This is a genomic window from Flavobacterium sp. HBTb2-11-1, from assembly GCF_009826975.1.
In the GTDB taxonomy this organism is placed as follows: Bacteria; Bacteroidota; Bacteroidia; order Flavobacteriales; family Flavobacteriaceae; genus Flavobacterium.
Window position 1 is genome coordinate 363846 of record NZ_WUMO01000005.1, and the last position, 17222, is coordinate 381067.

The window sequence follows — 17222 nt, forward strand, 5'->3', positions numbered from 1 at the left end:
TAATTACTACAAAGCATTAAGATAGAAAACCGAGTCAGAAATGACTCGGTTTTTTTTTGCCAATTAGCGTAGAGAAGCACTGCAGTGCGTTTAACTTTAGGTTTTTTACAAACTGATAATTGTCATTTCCTGTTCAAATTCTTTTTCGTAATATTACTATTGTAAATTTTCATGAATGAGAAAGATTAAATACAAGAAAGGGCGTAAGTTGCAACACATTACTTTAGAGTATACTGGCATACATAAAGAGCATGAAACAGAGATGCAACTTTTTGTATATAATGATGCTGATGTTGTCGAATATGATAAGTTTACGGTCTTGGCTTTAAATTCTTGCTTTGATTATACTAAAAACAATTGGCTCAATATACATGGGCTTAATGATATCAATCTTATTAAAACGATTGGCGCACATTTCAAATTAGATGATTTTCTGCTTGCCGATATTTTAAACACTACCAAAAGAACTAAACTAGAAGACCAGCAAGATGTTTTGTTCTTTAATATAAAATCACTTCTTCCTTCTGAATATTCAGATAATATCAGTGTTGAACAATTAAGCTTTATTTTAAAGGATGGAATTTTAATTTCCTTTCAAGAAAAGCGAAGCGACTTTTTTACGCATATCCGTGAACGTTTGCGTACCCATGCGGGAATCGTTAGGACCAAAAAGGTAGATTATCTCTTGTATTTGCTTTTAGACGCTGTTATGGAAAATTTCTACATTACATTGGAAGATGAAGAAGATAAAATCGAAGATTTAATCAATTTGACTAAAAAAGATGCAAAACCAGTTGTTTTAGAGAAAATTGAAAATCATCGCGATAACTTAAATTTCTTAAAACGATCTATAGTGCCGCTTCGAGATTCGCTTTATTATTTGAAAACGAAGAAAGATGATGACGATGATAACGGCTTAATCCAAAAAGAAACATTTAATTTCTTTATCAGACTGCATCAAAAAAGTTTGGAGCTTTTAGATCAGATAGAATCAGATATGAGTGCTTTAGAAAGCGCTTCTAATTTTTATTTTTCGGAACAAAGCCGAAAAATGAACGAAATCATGAAAACGCTGACCATCATATCAGCCATATTTATTCCGCTTACTTTTATAGTTGGAGTATACGGAATGAACTTTGAAAACATGCCAGAGCTCAAAACGCAAAATGGCTATTTTATAGTCATGGGTGTAATGTTCTTGTTGGTAATTGCCCTGATCATCTATTTCAAAAAACGACGCTGGTTTTAGTGTTCTTTTATATTTGAAAAATTTGATTTTGTAAATTTGGTATTTAGAATAAAAATAAATAATTATGAGTAAAGCAATATATATAGCCACTAGTGATCACAACAGTGGTAAATCAATTATTACGCTCGGCTTAATGAGTATCTTGATTGGGAAAACGGCCAAAGTAGGATATTTTAGACCTATAATTGAAGATTTTGTTGATGGTGAGGTAGATAATCATATCGAGACCGTTTTGTCCTATTTTAACCTTGATATTAAGTTTGAAGATGCGTATGCCATTACCAAAAGCAGATTAATTAAAAAGAAGAATAAAGGGAAAATAGGCGAGGTTCTAGATTTAATTATTGAAAAGTATAAAAAACTAGAAGAGCGTTTTGATTTTGTTTTGGTTGAAGGAACCAGCTTTACAGGTGAAGGAACTTCTATCGAATTAGATTTGAATGTTTTAATTGCTAAAAACCTAGGAATTCCAACCATAATTGTAGGTTCTGGAGTTGGAAAAACTTTAGAAGAGCTTTTGGATAGTTTGTATTTGGTTTATGATTCTTTCAAAATAAAAGAAGTTGAGGTTTTATCTGTTTTTGCTAATAAAGTGCAACCAGAAAATATCGAATTGGTTACAACAAGCTTACAGAAAAGTTTACCTTCAAATGTATTGATTAATACCATTCCGCTTGTTTCGAGTCTGAATAATCCAACAATGCAGGAAATTGTAAACGAATTGAATGCAAAGGTTTTATTTGGAGAAAATTATTTGAATAACGAAATTGGACATTACAGCGTTGGAGCCATGCAATTGCATAATTATTTAGTGCATTTGCATGACAATGCTTTGGTAATTACGCCTGGAGATCGTTCAGATATTATTTTAGGAGCTTTACAAGCAAATGAATCGGCCAATTATCCAACCATTTCAGGGATTATCTTGACAGGAAATATTGTTCCTGAAGAAAGTATTTTAAAGCTTATTGAAGGACTTTCAGCTATTGTTCCGATTATTGCAGTTGATGGCGGAACATATCATATCACCAATAAAATAGGCTCTATTAAATCGCAGATTTACGCCAACAATACACACAAGATTGAAACTTCAATTAATACTTTTGAAAAATACGTTGAAATTGAAGCTTTATCGCAAAGAGTAATTACTTTCCAACCAGAAGGTATGACGCCAAAAATGTTTCAATACAATATGGTTAAAAGAGCGAAACAGCACAGAAAACATATTGTCCTGCCAGAAGGAAACGATGACCGAATTATTACAGCCGCTTCAAGATTGTTAGATATGGATGTGGTTGATATTTCGATTATTGGAGATAAAAAACAAATTGAAAGTAAAGTTTTAGAATTAGGAATCACACTTGATTTTTCTAAAGTAAATATCATCAATCCGATAGAATCTGAGTTTTATGAAGATTATGCTAATACGTATTATGAGCTTAGAAAAGCTAAAAATGTAAGTATTACAATGGCGAGAGATTTGATGGAAGATGTTTCGTATTTTGGAACCATGATGGTCTACAAAGGCCATGCGGACGGAATGGTTTCTGGAGCAGCACACACAACACAACATACTATTTTACCGGCACTGCAATTCATTAAAACAAAACCAAATTCATCTGTGGTTTCTTCAGTGTTCTTTATGTGTCTAGAAGATCGCGTTTCTGTTTTTGGAGATTGTGCTATTAATCCAAACCCGACGGCAGAACAATTGGCAGAAATTGCTATTTCTTCTGCAGAATCAAGTTTAGCTTTTGGTATTGAACCAAAAATTGCCATGCTTTCTTACTCTTCTGGGTCATCAGGAAAAGGAGATGAGGTTGATAAAGTAAGAACTGCAACAGCAATTGTAAAAGAAAAAAGGCCAGACTTAAAAATAGAAGGTCCAATTCAGTACGATGCGGCAGTTGATTTAAGCGTTGGAAAAAGCAAAATGCCAGATTCAGAAGTGGCAGGACAGGCCAGCGTATTGATTTTCCCTGATTTAAATACAGGAAATAATACCTACAAAGCCGTTCAGAGAGAAACTGGAGCTTTGGCAATTGGTCCAATGCTGCAAGGATTAAACAAACCTGTAAACGACTTAAGCCGTGGTTGCACCGTAGACGATATCATCAATACAGTGGTAATTACAGCCATTCAAGCACAAGGAATGTAAATTCAATTAAAAATTGAGAATTAAAAATTAAAAATTTCTGTTTTTGGGAAAAAACTCAGAATCTTAGAAACTTAGCATCTTAGCACCTTTAATAAAAAATGAAAATACTAATTATAAATTCAGGAAGCTCTTCAATTAAATATCAATTAATGGTAATGCCAGAAAACGAAGTAATCTGTTCTGGAATGATTGACCGAATTGGTTTAGAAACTTCAAATATTACTTTAAAAACCGCAACAGCTTCACGTGAAGAAACACTTCCCATTCCGAATCATAAAGTAGGTTTGCAGAAAGTGGCCAATATGCTTTTAGATCCTGAAAAAGGAGTAATTAAATCAACTTCTGAGATTGCTGCTGTTGGACACCGTGTGGTGCATGGAGGAAGCGATTTTAGCGCCACAGTAAAAATTGATGAAAAAGTAAAAGATAAAATCAAACAACTTTTTGAACTAGCGCCTTTGCATAATCCTGCAAATTTAGAAGGAATTAATGTTGCAGAAGAAATCTTCAGCTCTGCAGAACAAATTGCGGTTTTTGATACTGCTTTTCATCAGACGATGCCAGAAGTAGCGTATAAGTATGCCATTCCGAATTATCTTTTGACCGAAAATAAAGTGCGTGTTTATGGTTTTCATGGAACAAGCCATAAATATGTTTCTGAAAAGGCTATTAATTACTTAAAAGACAATTCGAAAATAATTACCATTCACTTAGGAAATGGCTGCAGTATGGCCGCTGTTAAAGACGGAAAATGTATTGATACTTCAATGGGATTTTCACCTTCAAATGGTTTGATCATGGGAACACGTGCAGGAGATATTGACCAGTCTGTTATTTTTTATATGATTAAAAACCTTGGTTATACTCCAGATGAAGTAAATGCAGTTTTACTGAAACAAAGCGGTATGCTTGGCCTTACTGGCTACAGTGATTTGCGTGATATTGAAGCAGAAGCTGAAAAAGGCAATAAAGATTGTCTGTTAGCATTGCAAATGAATGCTTATAGAATTAGAAAAACAATTGGAGCTTATGCGGCCACTTTAAACGGATTAAATGCAATTGTTTTCACAGCAGGAATTGGTGAAAATTCCTCTTATATGCGTAATTTGATTTGTACAGACATGGATTATTTTGGAATTGAAATTGACGTAGAAAAAAATAAAATTCGTTCTAAAGAAGTAAGAGAAATTAATTCGGAAAATTCTATTGTAAAAGTTCTGGTAGTTCCGACGGACGAAGAATATGAAATTGCAAATCAGGTTTTTCAGTTATTAAATAACTAATTTGCTAAATTATTTAAAATGAGTATTATTTCACTATTGCTGTTTTTAATTTTTGCCACCATTTCAGGAATTCATTTTTATTGGGGTTTTGGCGGAAAATGGGGAAGCAAGGAGGCTGTTCCTACAAAAGATGATGAAACACCGCTTTTTACACCAGGACCAATTTCGTGTTTTGTTGTGGCTGTTGCAACGTTGCTTTTTGGAGTTCTATATTTGATAAAATTTGGATTTATACAGTTAAGTTTACCAGGATGGATCTATAAATACGGATTTTGGCTCATAATTTCGATATTTACCTTGAGAGCTATTGGAGAATTTAACTATGTGGGTTTCTTTAAAAAACACAAAAGTTCGCAATTTGGTGTAAATGACACAAAATATTATTCACCATTATGTTTGCTAATTGGTATATTGACTTTAGTTTTAGAATTAAATAATTAAGTTTTTAGAATTAAAATTTATAAGATAGCTCCCTTTTAGGGAGCTTTTTTATGGCTTTATAATTAAATATTTGTGAGTATCTTTGGATTTAAAAAATAATATCTTGAAATCGATACTTTTTAAATCAGTTTTCTTCTTTTTCATCGCTTTACAGCTTCAAGCACAAGAATTACTTCCCTTTGTCGAAAATTACAGCAAATCAGATTATCAAGGAGATAATCAGATTTGGAATGTAGCGCAAGGCAATGACAATGCAATGTATTTTGCCAATAATCACTATTTGCTTCGTTATGATGGAGTAAAATGGGAAAAATATACACTTCCAAACAAAACGATTATTCGATCTATTTTGATTGAAGGAGATAAAATTTATTCTGGTTCTTATAAAGAGTTTGGCTATTGGTATAGAAAAGACGGAACGATGCATTATGTTTCGATTACCAAAAAACTCAGATTATTTGATGAAAAGGACAATGAAGAAATCTGGAAAATATTTAGGTTTAAGGGCTCTCTTTATTTTCAATCCTTTAATGATGTTTTTATTTACAACGGAAAAACAATTAAGAAAATTAAGTTTCCTTTTCTTATTTCGTATTGTTTTGGAGTAGATAAAAATTTATATGTAGCCTCAGTCAGAGATGGAATTTTTAAAATGAATGGCAAACACATTGCCAATCCAAAAGGTTGGAACGTTTTAAAAAATACGGTTGTTCATGCCATTGAAAAATTTCAAAACAAGACTTATATTTTTACTCAGAAAAAAGGCGTTTTCATTGTAGAAAAAAATGGACTAAAAAGTTGGGAACATCCTATAAATGAAACTTTAAAATCGGCAACAATTAATGTGGCAAAATTTGTCAAAAATGACAGGCTGATTGTGGGAACTGGAAACCGTGGAATTTACATTTTAGATTTAAAAAACAACTCCTATAAAAATATCGAACGCAATAACGTTTTAATGAACAATTCAGTCTTAAGTTTAGGATTGGATAAAGAGAACGATCTCTGGGTTGGTTTAGATAACGGAATTGCGCATGTTGAGGTTAATTCTCCAATTTCTTTCTTTTATGACAACTCGGGTCTTTTAGGCTCTGTTTATGCTGTGGCGGCAATTAATAAAGGTTATTTAATTGCTTCTAATCACGGTATTTTTGAATACAGTGCTGGAAAATTTAACATGATGCCAAATACACAAGGGCAGGGTTGGAATATTTCTCTCATTGACGGAAAATATATTATTGGCCATAATGATGGTACTTTTTCGTATGAAAATAACACTTTAACGAAAATAAATGGTGTAAGTGGAGGCTGGAATATGTCTAAAAGCAGTATTAATAATACTTATTTTCAATCCACTTACAGTGGTATTTTGGTTTATGATGATCCGTCAAACATGTCCCATTATAAAATTATAAAAGATTTGGCAAAGCCGATCAAATATGTGGCTCAAAATAAAAAGAATGAAATTTGGGCGGCCGATAATTATCGTGGTTTGTATCGTGTTTTGCTAGATGATAATTATAATACGCTTAAAGTTGAAAATGTCACGCAGCAAAGCAAAATCCAGAATGATTTTGGAATTAAGATTTTTGAGTTTAGAAAAGAAATACTTTTTCTAATTAATAATTCTTGGTATACCTACAATTCGATATCCAATAAATTGGAAGAAAATAGTTTGTTTAATACAAATTTCAGAAATGTAACAGATGTCGTTTCTATAGATGAAGATCATTTTATGGTTCTGCAAAATGGAATCTTATATCATATTTATGCTGAAGGAAACAAATTTGTCTGGAATATTATTCAGGAGAAATATTATAAAGGAAAATTGATTAATGAAAATCTAAGAATTTTCAAGAAAGACAATTATTATTTATTTAATCTGGATGACGGATTTATTTCTCTTAAACTCGAATACGAAAACAAGCAGAATTCGGAAGTTAAAATTGAAGCATTTAGCGAAAATGCTTTAATTCCAGACGATGAGAAAATAAAATTTAATACTGAATTAAAGATCAATGTTATTTCTGGAATTTATGGAGCAAGCAAGCCAAATTTATTTTACAAGCTAGATAAAGAAAAAGATTTCATTCCAATTTCAGATGGATTGATTGTTTTGAATAATTTAAGCAGTGGATATCATACTGTAGAAATATTCAAACATGATGGAGCTACTTATGAAACAGTTTCATCATATAAATTTAAAGTGGCAGAACCATGGTATTTTTCATTCTGGATGATTCTACTGTATTTTCTTGTAATCGGAGCAGTCTTGTTTTTCTATTATAAATGGAATAAGCTCCGCTATATGCAAAAATTAAAATTGCAGGCTGAAGAATTAAAACATCAGAGAGAAATTCTTGAAATGGAATTGAAAAAAGAAAACGAACTCAACATTCAAGAATACGAAAAGCATATTTTAGAATTAGAATTGCAAGCAAAATCTTCAGAAGTTGCAGGCAAATCATTATCGATTGCCAAACAAACTGAAATGATTGATAAAATCCAAGGTATTTTAGAAACCGAGAAAGATTTTGGTAAGCTTAAAAATGAAATTAGAAAAGCGATTAAGATTAATGAAGTAAATAAACACGAATGGGAAACATTTGAAACCAATTTGAATCAAATCCATAACGAGTTTATTATAAATCTATCCAAAAAATACCCACAATTAACTCCAAAGGACATAAAACTATGCGTTTATCTTAAAATGAATCTTTCGTCGAAGGAAATTGCTCCTATGATGAATATCTCTTTTAGAGGTGTAGAGCTGCATAGATATCGTCTTAGAAAGAAGCTAAACCTCACGCAAGACGAAAACCTGTCAAAGTTTTTATTAAGTCTGTAAGATTTGATTTTATTTTTTACAGAATTTATATTTTTCGATATCATTTTTTATATAATTACAATACATCATTACTACATCATAATGATATGTTAAGGAATTTTTGTTAACATTTATTGTTTTGATAATCAGTACAATAATATAAATTTTTAACACAATGATGTAGCTATGTTGTAGTGGTATTTGATGTACTACAACGTTGTAATTGCTTAATTTGGCTCTACTAACTTAAACGATTACGTACTGTATGAAAAATTTTATTTTTAGCTTTTTAGCGCTATTGCTGTTGCCTACATTTATGTTAGGGCAGACACAAGCAATTAAAGGAAAAGTAGTAGACAGTAATGGAATGGGAATTCCAGGGGCAATTATTGCTTCAGCTGATGCTAGAGCTACTGCAGATGCAGATTTCGACGGAAACTTTACAATTAATGCAAAACCTGGAGATATTTTAAAAATATCTATGCTAGGCTTTGATGCGGTTTCTGTGCCGGCTACTGCCGCACCAATGACAATTACCTTAAAAGAAGCAGGAGATACTGCTTTAAAAGAAGTAGTTGTGATCGGGTACGGTACAAGAAAGAAAATTGATAATACTTCTGCTGTAAGTTCTTTAAAATCAGAGGAAATTACAAAAATGAAGGTGTCAAATGCAACTCAAGCAATTCAAGGGAAAGCTGCTGGGGTTCAGGTAACTTCTTCTAATACGCCAGGAGGAACACCTTCAGTAATTATTAGAGGAGTTGGTACAGCATTAGGAGGAAGAAATCCTTTATATGTAGTTGATGGAATGCCAACAGACAACATCAATAACATTAACACAAATGATATTACTTCTTATGAAGTTTTAAAAGATGCCTCTGCCCTTGCTATTTATGGTACTAGAGGAGCGAATGGTGTTATCATGATTACTACAAAAACGGGTAAGGGCAAGATGACTATTGATTTTGATAGTTATAGTGGGTTTAAATCTGCTTTGAAGAAAGTGAAAATGGCTAATAGTGAAGAGTTTGCTCGTTATAGTAATGCAGCTTTCAACGATCCTACTAAATTTTCTTTAAATCAACCAATCAATACAAATTGGTATGATGAAATTACACGCACGGGGACTTATTCAGAAAACAATATAGCATTGTCTGGTTCATCAGAAAGTGTTAAATACTTTTTAAGTGCAGGAAATTACCAAGAAAAAGGAATTTTGAATGGAACAGATTATTCTCGTACAACTATTAGAAGTAACAACGAGTACAAAATTTCTGAGAGACTTAAATTAAGTCAGAATTTTAGTGTTAGCTCAATAAAAAACACGCCAAAACCATTATCTGCATTTACAACAGCTTACAGACAATCGCCAATCGTGCCAGTACGTTATGCTGATGGCAAATATGGTGTTCCTTTTGTAAATAATGGAGTTGCAGCAGAAACAGGTTCTCAATTCAATTCAGTAGGAAATCCAGTAAGTGCTATTGATTTCAATAATGAACAACAGCAAACTGTTATTTTACAAGGAGGCTTAAAATTAGATTTTGATATTACAAAATCATTAAAATTTACTTCTCAATTTAATGGAGAGTTTTATACTTACAAGCAATATAACTATGTTGACAATTTAGCTATTTGGTTAGCAGCGGACCCTAACAGAGTTGTAGGTGCATACGATCCAAAAAGCAATATCAATACCTTAACAAGAAATAGAGATCAATATTTTAACTGGAACTTATCTAATTATTTTACTTATAATAAGGTATTTGCAGAAATTCATGATGTTGAGGTTACTGCGGGTATTGAGGCAAACGTTATTGGTACAAGAGAAAAACTTGGTATTACTAGAAAAAATGTCGAAGCTAATTCTAATTATTGGGCTTTAGACGGGGTTCCTTACGCTCCAAATGTCGTAGGTTATACAGATGTTGCATTAAATCAGCAAAAATTATCATCTTATTTTGCACGTTTCCAATACAAATTAATGGACAAATATTTGTTTACGGGAACGGTAAGACGTGATGGATCATCACAGTTTTCTGAAGGTAACCGTTGGGGAACCTTCCCATCATTTGGTGCTGGATGGATTGTAACGAAAGAAAACTTCTTAAGCAACGTAAAAAGTCTTGATTTATTAAAAATTAGAGGTTCATGGGGTAGATTAGGTAATCAAAAAGTGCCTTTGAACAATCAGACTTTTACTTCAGGTTTAAATTATGGACCAGATTCAGATCCAGGAATTAGTGTTGACTCAGCTGTCGATCCAAATTTGTCATGGGAAATTGTTGAAGAACTTTCAGCAGGTTTTGACATTGAAATGTTTAACAATAGGTTAAAAGGATCTTTTGATGTTTATGATAAAAATACAACAAATGCCATTTTATATGTTTTACCTTATTCAACTTCGGGACTTACTCAAAGAACAGCTACTCACGTAGGAGAGGTTTCAAACAAAGGTTACGAAATTGCTCTTCGTTGGGATGATAAAATCAATGATAATTTAAGTTACTGGGTTGGAGGTAATTTCTCTCACAACAAAAATAAATTAGCTAGTTTGAACAATCCTTCAATTGCTCCAATTGTGGCAGGAAATTTAGGGAACGGTCAGAATACAAAAATGCTTGATATTACATCTGTTGGACAGCCAATCGGAAGTTTCTACATGTACGAATATGCAGGGATAGATCCAACAAATGGACAAATGTTATATTACAATGCAAGTGGTAATAAAGTTGCTCAAGGAGCTTTAAATGAAGTTAATGATAAGAAATATGTTGGTTCAGTTTTACCTACTGCAAACTACGGTGTAACATTAGGTTTAACATATAAAGCTATTGATTTTTCTGTTGACGGATACGGTACGGGAGGAGCAAAAGTATATAATGGTAAAAAAGCACAACGTTTTTCAGGAGAAAACGTAGAAGCTTCTTTAACTCGTGATTTCTGGACTCCAACAAACACCACTGCTTCAAATCCAGCTCCATTTAACCAAGTTCCAGTTGCTTCAACTTATTACTTAGAATCAGCTGACTTTTTTAGAATTAATAACATTACAGTTGGATACAAACTTCCTTTAAAAGAAGATGGATTTATTAACTACTGTCGAATTTATGTAAATGCTGTAAATCCATTTATTACTCAAAAATTCTCAGGATTTTCACCTGAAGCCTTGGGAGATGGTGAATTAGTTACAGGTACTCAAGGTGTTGAGTTAGATGCTTATCCATCATTGAGATCATTTGTTATTGGAGCTAATTTAAAATTTTAATATTATGAAAAGAATATATATATCATTGTTTATACTTGCTGGACTCTTTTCAGGATGTTCAGATGATTTTTTAGATGTTGATCAAACGGATAAAATTCCAGTTGATGTAGAATATCTAAATACAGATAGCAAGGCTACAGAACTAGTTACCTCTATTTACAACCAGTTTTTATCTTGGGACATGTCATCTTTTGGATGGAATGGAGTAACAAGTATTATTTCTGATGATGCAGATAAAGGTTCTGACCCAGGGGATACGGGTGCGGATAAGGATGTGTTAGATGCATTAACTTACAATGCTTCAACTCCTTCATTTGAAAGTGTTTGGAAAGCAAATTATGCTGGAATCAACAAATGTAATCAGGCGTTAAACTATTTGCCGCAGTTAGATAAAGTAACTCCTGCGTTAAGAAATAGATTAATTGGAGAAGCAAAATTCATGAGAGCTTTTATGTACTTTACTTTGGTAAAAGGATATGGTGCAGTTCCAATTGTAGATCGTTTAGCAAATATACCTTTGACAGCAGAAGACAAGGAAATGCAGTTAACTCGTAGACCTGTTGCTGATGTTTATACTTTTATTGAAAAAGATTTAGCAGAAGCTGCTGAAGCGTTACCAGAAAAAAGCACGTATTCAGGAAATGACAAACAAAGAGTTTCTAAAGGTTCTGCTTATGCATTATTAGCAAAAGTAAATTTATACTTGAAAAACTGGCAGGCTGTAATTGATAATTGTGATAAAGTAACAGGTTATACTTTAGTCGCTGACTATTCTTCGCAATTTAAATTAGAAGGAGAATTTGGTCCAGAATCAATTTTCGAAATCAATGGTGTTGGTTCACCTACTTCTGATCAGAAATTAGGAATTGGTAATTATTCTGTTTCTCAAGCTCCAAGAGGTGCTGGAGGATGGGGCTGGGGATTCAATACACCAACTCAAGGTCTTGCAAATGCTTACGAACCGGGTGACGTTAGGAAAAATGCTACGATCATCTTTAGAGGTTCAGTCTTATATGATGGAAGAGTTGTGGCATCAACAGTAACAAATCCAATGTACAACTACAAAGCTTACTCATCAGATTTTTACAATCTTGAATTTACTGATACGAACTTAAGATATTTAAGATATGCTGAAGTTTTATTAATGAAAGCAGAAGCTCTTAATGAATTGGGGCAGACAAGTGCTGCAGTTCCGTTCTTAAACCAAGTAAGACACAGAGCTAATCTGGGAGATACTCCTGCAGTTTCGCAAGCAGATGTAAGAACCGCAATTTGGAAAGAAAGAAGAGTAGAACTTGCTTTCGAACATGATAGATGGTTTGATCTTGTTAGAACAGGACAAGCTCAGGCAGCTATGGCGGCAGATGGGAAAACATTTGTGGTTGGAAAACATGAATTATGGCCTATACCAACATTTTTCATTAGAGAATCTGTTGGGTATTCAACTCAAAACCCAGGTGGTTATTAATCAAAAATCTCAGATATCACTTCCTTCAGATTCCTGAAGGAAGTGATTATTTATACAATCTTAAATTTTTATAATGGTTAGAATTTCAGTTTTATTTTTAGCATTTACTTTTTTTAGTTGTGGATCAAATGCTGAGAAGTCAAAAGAAAATGTACAGGAAAATACTTCTGGCGTTACTGCATTAACAGATGAGCAGCTTTTGGATGCTGTTCAAAAACAAACATTTAAATATTTCTGGGATTATGCAGAACCAAATTCTGGATTGGCTAGAGAACGCTATCATCCAGATGGAGTTTATCCTGAAAATGATTCAAATATCGTAACAACAGGAGGTTCAGGTTTCGGATTAATGGCACTTGTTTCTGGAATGTCACAAGGTTATATTACAAAAGAGCAAGGAGTAGAGAGACTGAATAAAATTGCAGATTTTTTAGGCAAAGCAGATCGTTTTCACGGAGCATGGTCTCATTGGATTGACGGAAATACAGGAAAAGTAAAACCTTTTGGAACCAAGGATAATGGAGGCGATTTGGTCGAAACCTCATTTTTGGTTGCAGGAATGATTACTGTTCGTGAATATCTTAAAGATGGTTCTGAAAAAGAAAAAGCGGTAGCACAAAAATACGATGCACTTTGGAAAGGTGTTGATTGGCAATGGTACACCAATCAAAAAAATGTCTTATATTGGCACTGGTCTCCGAGTTATGCTTGGGAGATGAATTTCCCGCTACAAGGATATAACGAATGCCTTATTACATACGTAATGGCAGCATCCTCGCCAACACATACTATTGATGCGAAAGCATATCATGAAGGATGGGCGAGAAGCGGTGAAATTGTTTCTTCAAAAACAAAATATAATATCCCACTTATTTTAAAGCACAATGGTGCAGAAGAATTTGGAGGTCCATTATTCTGGGCACACTATTCTTATGTAGGTTTAGATCCAAATCAATTAAGCGATAAATACGCTAACTATTGGGATTTAAATGTAAATCAGACTAAAATCAATTATCAATATTGTGTAGAAAACCCAAATAAAAATGCAGGTTATGGTCCTGAGTATTGGGGATTAACAGCTTCTTATTCTAGAAATCCTGATGGTTCTATCGGATACAATGCGCATATGCCAAGCAATGATCAAGGTGTGATTTCGCCAACAGCTGCAATCAGTTCAATAGTTTATACGCCAAAAGAATCTATGGCTTTGATAAGAAACTTATACGAAAACCATAAAGATGAAACTTGGGGCGATGCCGGTTTTTATGATGCTTTAAGCTTAGGAAATAAATGGGTAGCAAAACGTTATTTAGCCATCGATCAAGGTCCAGAAGTAGTAATGATTGAAAATTATAGAACTGGATTGTTGTGGAAATTGTTTATGAATGCACCAGAAGTAAAACAAGGTTTAACAAAACTTGGATTTAAATCTGGAAAATACGGAATTTAAAATTCTATGAAATATACACTAGCATTTATATCTCTCTTGTTTTCTATTGTTGTTTCTGGGCAGAGTGAAACAACTGGGAAAATCAATACAGTTATAATGTCTAAATATGAGCTGGGATATGTTTTGCATCGTCCTGCGAATGTTAAGGAGAAAAAGCCATTGATTGTTTTTATTTCTGGAGATGGAGAAAAAGGTACTGATTTGGAAAAAGTAAAAATAAATGGTCCGTTAAAGTATTTAAGAACACACCAATTAGACGCTTATGTTTTGGCTCCGCAATGCAAAGAAGATGAAAATTGGGATATAGAATCAATTTATCAGCTGATTGTAAAAATTCAGAAAGAGAATAAAATTGATCCAGACAGAATTTATGTTACTGGTTTGAGCTCAGGAGGTTGGGCTTCTTGGAATTTGGCTTTTGCACATCCAGATCTATTTGCCGCAAATGTACCTGTCGCTGGTTTTGTAGATTTAATTCAGTTAGAACACGCTTGTGAAATTGCCAATATTCCAACCAGAATTTACCACGGATTATTAGATGATGTGGTCGATGTTAATTATGCCATCACGATTTATAAAGAATTGAAAAAATGTAATGCTAAAGATGTGAAGCTGACCATTTTTGATGATGCAAATCATGACAGCTGGACAAGAGTTTATGATAATGCAGCAATCTACGACTGGATGTTACAGCAGAAGAAAACAAATACAAACAAATAAATAGAATAGAATGAAAAACAAATTAGTCTTACTTTTTTTAGGATGCGCGGTTTTGGGTTATGCTCAAAAAAAGCCTGCTAAAAATACAGTGAAAATTAAACCAAAGTCTGAATTTGTGGCGGAATTAATGTCAAAAATGACTTTAGACGAGAAATTGGGTCAATTAAACTTGCCAACATCTGGTGATATTACCACAGGGCAGGCAAACAGCTCAAATGTGGCAAAAAATATTGCTGAAGGAAAAGTGGGTGGTTTGTTCAACATTAAATCAGTTCAAAAAATTAAAGAAGTACAGAAAATTGCTGTTGAGAAAAGCCGTTTGAAAATTCCGTTGCTTTTTGGTATGGACGTTATTCACGGTTACGAAACAACATTCCCAATTCCGCTTGGATTGTCTTGTACTTGGGATATGGGCTTAATTGAAAGAAGTGCTCAAATTGCTGCTAAAGAAGCTAGTGCAGACGGTATCAACTGGACGTTTTCTCCAATGGTTGACATTTCGCGTGACCCAAGATGGGGAAGAGTTTCTGAAGGTTCAGGAGAAGATCCGTACTTAGGAAGCCAGATTGCGAAAGCGATGGTAAACGGTTACCAACAGCGCGATCTTTCTAAAAATAATTCAATTTTAGCTTGCGTTAAACATTTCGCATTATACGGGGCTCCAGAAGCGGGACGTGATTACAATACAGTAGATATGAGCCATATTAGAATGTTCAACGATTATTTTCCTCCGTACAAAGCAGCAGTTGATGCTGGTGTAGGTTCTGTAATGGCTTCTTTCAACGAAGTTGACGGAATTCCTGCAACTGGAAACAAATGGTTAATGACAGATGTTTTAAGAAAACAATGGGGTTTCAAAGGATTTGTAGTAACAGACTTTACAGGTATTCCTGAAATGATCGAACACGGAATGGGAAATCTTCAAGATGTGTCTGCATTAGCTATGAATGCTGGTGTTGAAATGGATATGGTTGGAGAAGGTTTCTTAGGAACTTTGAAAAAATCTTTAGATGAAGGAAAAGTAAAAATCGAAACGATCGATAATGCTGTAAAATTGATTTTAGAAGCAAAATACGATTTAGGATTATTCCAAGATCCATACAAATATTGTGATGAAAAAAGAGCTAAAACGGAGATTTTCACTACAGACAGCAGAAAAGAAGCACGTGATATTGCAGCTCAATCTTTAGTGTTATTAAAAAACCAAAATCAGTTGTTGCCTCTTAAAAAATCTGGAACAATTGGTTTAATCGGACCATTAGCAGATGCTAAAGAAAATATGCCAGGAACTTGGAGTGTAGCTACAAAAATGGAAAATGCCGTCTCATTATTGAGAGGTATTAAAGAAGTTGCTGGAGCTGGAACTAAAGTTTTATATGCTAAAGGAAGCAACTTAGATTATGATGAAACTTTTGAAACGAACGCAACAATGTTCGGTAAAACATTACACCGTGATGCTCGTACAAAAGAAGAATTATTAGCAGAAGCTTTAAAAGTTGCTGAACAATCTGATATAATTGTAGCAGCCTTAGGTGAATCTGCTGAAATGAGCGGAGAATCAAGCAGCCGTACAAACTTAGAAATTCCAAAAGCGCAAAAAGATTTATTAAACGCTTTATTAAAAACAGGAAAACCAGTTGTTTTAGTTTTATTTGACGGGCGTCCGTTAGTAATTACTGACGAAGAGAAAACAGTTCCTGCCATTTTAAATGCTTGGTTTGCTGGGACAGAAGCTGGTTATGCTATTGCTGATGTATTATTTGGAGATGTAAATCCTTCTGGAAAATTGACTTCAACTTTTCCAAGAAGCGTTGGTCAATTGCCAATTTACTACGCTCACAAAAATACAGGAAGACCGCTTTCTAATACAGAAGGAAAATTTGAGAAATTCAGATCAAATTATATTGACGAAAGAAACGAGCCTTTATTCCCATTCGGATTTGGTTTAAGCTATACCACTTTTGATTATTCAAACTTGAAAATTTCTTCTGATAAAATGAATGCTTCAGGGAAATTAAAAGTAACGGTTGATGTTACAAACACTGGAAATTTTGACGGAAAAGAAACAGTTCAGTTATACATCAGAGATTTAGTTGGTTCAGTAACAAGACCAGTTAGAGAATTAAAAGGTTTCCAAAAAATAGCACTTAAAAAAGGTGAAAAACAAACAGTAAGTTTTGATATTACTGTTGAAGATTTGAAATTTTATAACTCTGATTTACAATTTGTAGCAGAGCCTGGGCAGTTTGATGTTTTCGTTGGAGGAAATTCAAATGCCGATAAGAAAGTTAGTTTTGAGTTAACTAAATAGTTGGTTTATTTGATTAGTGAAAAGCCCTTCGTTTGGAGGGCTTTTTT

Annotated in this window: 10 protein-coding genes; all 10 read left to right on the plus strand. The window is 33.5% G+C overall.

The genetic code is table 11. The annotated features are described in order from the left end of the window. Positions 1-175: 175 nt before the first annotated feature. Positions 176-1249 (plus strand): magnesium/cobalt transporter CorA, encoded by a 1074-nt coding sequence (corA, locus tag GR162_RS13355; protein WP_160782579.1) that lies wholly within the window; start codon positions 176-178, stop codon positions 1247-1249. A gap of 64 nt (positions 1250-1313) precedes the next feature. After that, positions 1314-3407, plus strand: a complete 2094-nt coding sequence (pta, locus tag GR162_RS13360) for a phosphate acetyltransferase (protein WP_160782580.1) — start codon at positions 1314-1316, stop codon at positions 3405-3407. A 98-nt stretch (positions 3408-3505) separates the two neighbouring features. Continuing rightward, complete coding sequence (locus tag GR162_RS13365; protein WP_160782581.1) at positions 3506-4690, plus strand: acetate/propionate family kinase; 1185 nt, start codon at positions 3506-3508, stop codon at positions 4688-4690. An 18-nt stretch (positions 4691-4708) separates the two neighbouring features. Beyond that, positions 4709-5131 carry a DUF3995 domain-containing protein gene (locus GR162_RS13370; RefSeq protein ID WP_160782582.1) on the plus strand — a complete coding sequence of 141 codons (423 nt, stop codon included), beginning with the start codon at positions 4709-4711 and terminating at the stop codon, positions 5129-5131. Positions 5132-5234: 103 nt separating this feature from the next. After that, positions 5235-7979: a histidine kinase gene (locus tag GR162_RS13375; protein ID WP_160782583.1), complete on the plus strand. Its 2745-nt coding sequence runs from the start codon at positions 5235-5237 to the stop codon at positions 7977-7979. A 244-nt stretch (positions 7980-8223) separates the two neighbouring features. Beyond that, complete coding sequence (locus GR162_RS13380; RefSeq protein ID WP_160782584.1) at positions 8224-11226, plus strand: SusC/RagA family TonB-linked outer membrane protein; 3003 nt, start codon at positions 8224-8226, stop codon at positions 11224-11226. A 4-nt stretch (positions 11227-11230) separates the two neighbouring features. After that, entirely contained in the window at positions 11231-12694 is a 1464-nt protein-coding gene (locus GR162_RS13385) for a RagB/SusD family nutrient uptake outer membrane protein (RefSeq protein WP_160782585.1), read from the plus strand. Between the two features lie 73 nt (positions 12695-12767). After that, positions 12768-14144, plus strand: coding sequence for a glucoamylase family protein (locus GR162_RS13390; RefSeq protein ID WP_160782586.1), 1377 nt, complete (start codon positions 12768-12770; stop codon positions 14142-14144). Between the two features lie 6 nt (positions 14145-14150). Continuing rightward, positions 14151-14864, plus strand: coding sequence for a prolyl oligopeptidase family serine peptidase (locus GR162_RS13395; protein ID WP_160782587.1), 714 nt, complete (start codon positions 14151-14153; stop codon positions 14862-14864). 10 nt (positions 14865-14874) lie between these two features. Then, complete coding sequence (gene bglX / locus GR162_RS13400; protein ID WP_160782588.1) at positions 14875-17175, plus strand: beta-glucosidase BglX; 2301 nt, start codon at positions 14875-14877, stop codon at positions 17173-17175. Positions 17176-17222 lie beyond the last annotated feature (47 nt).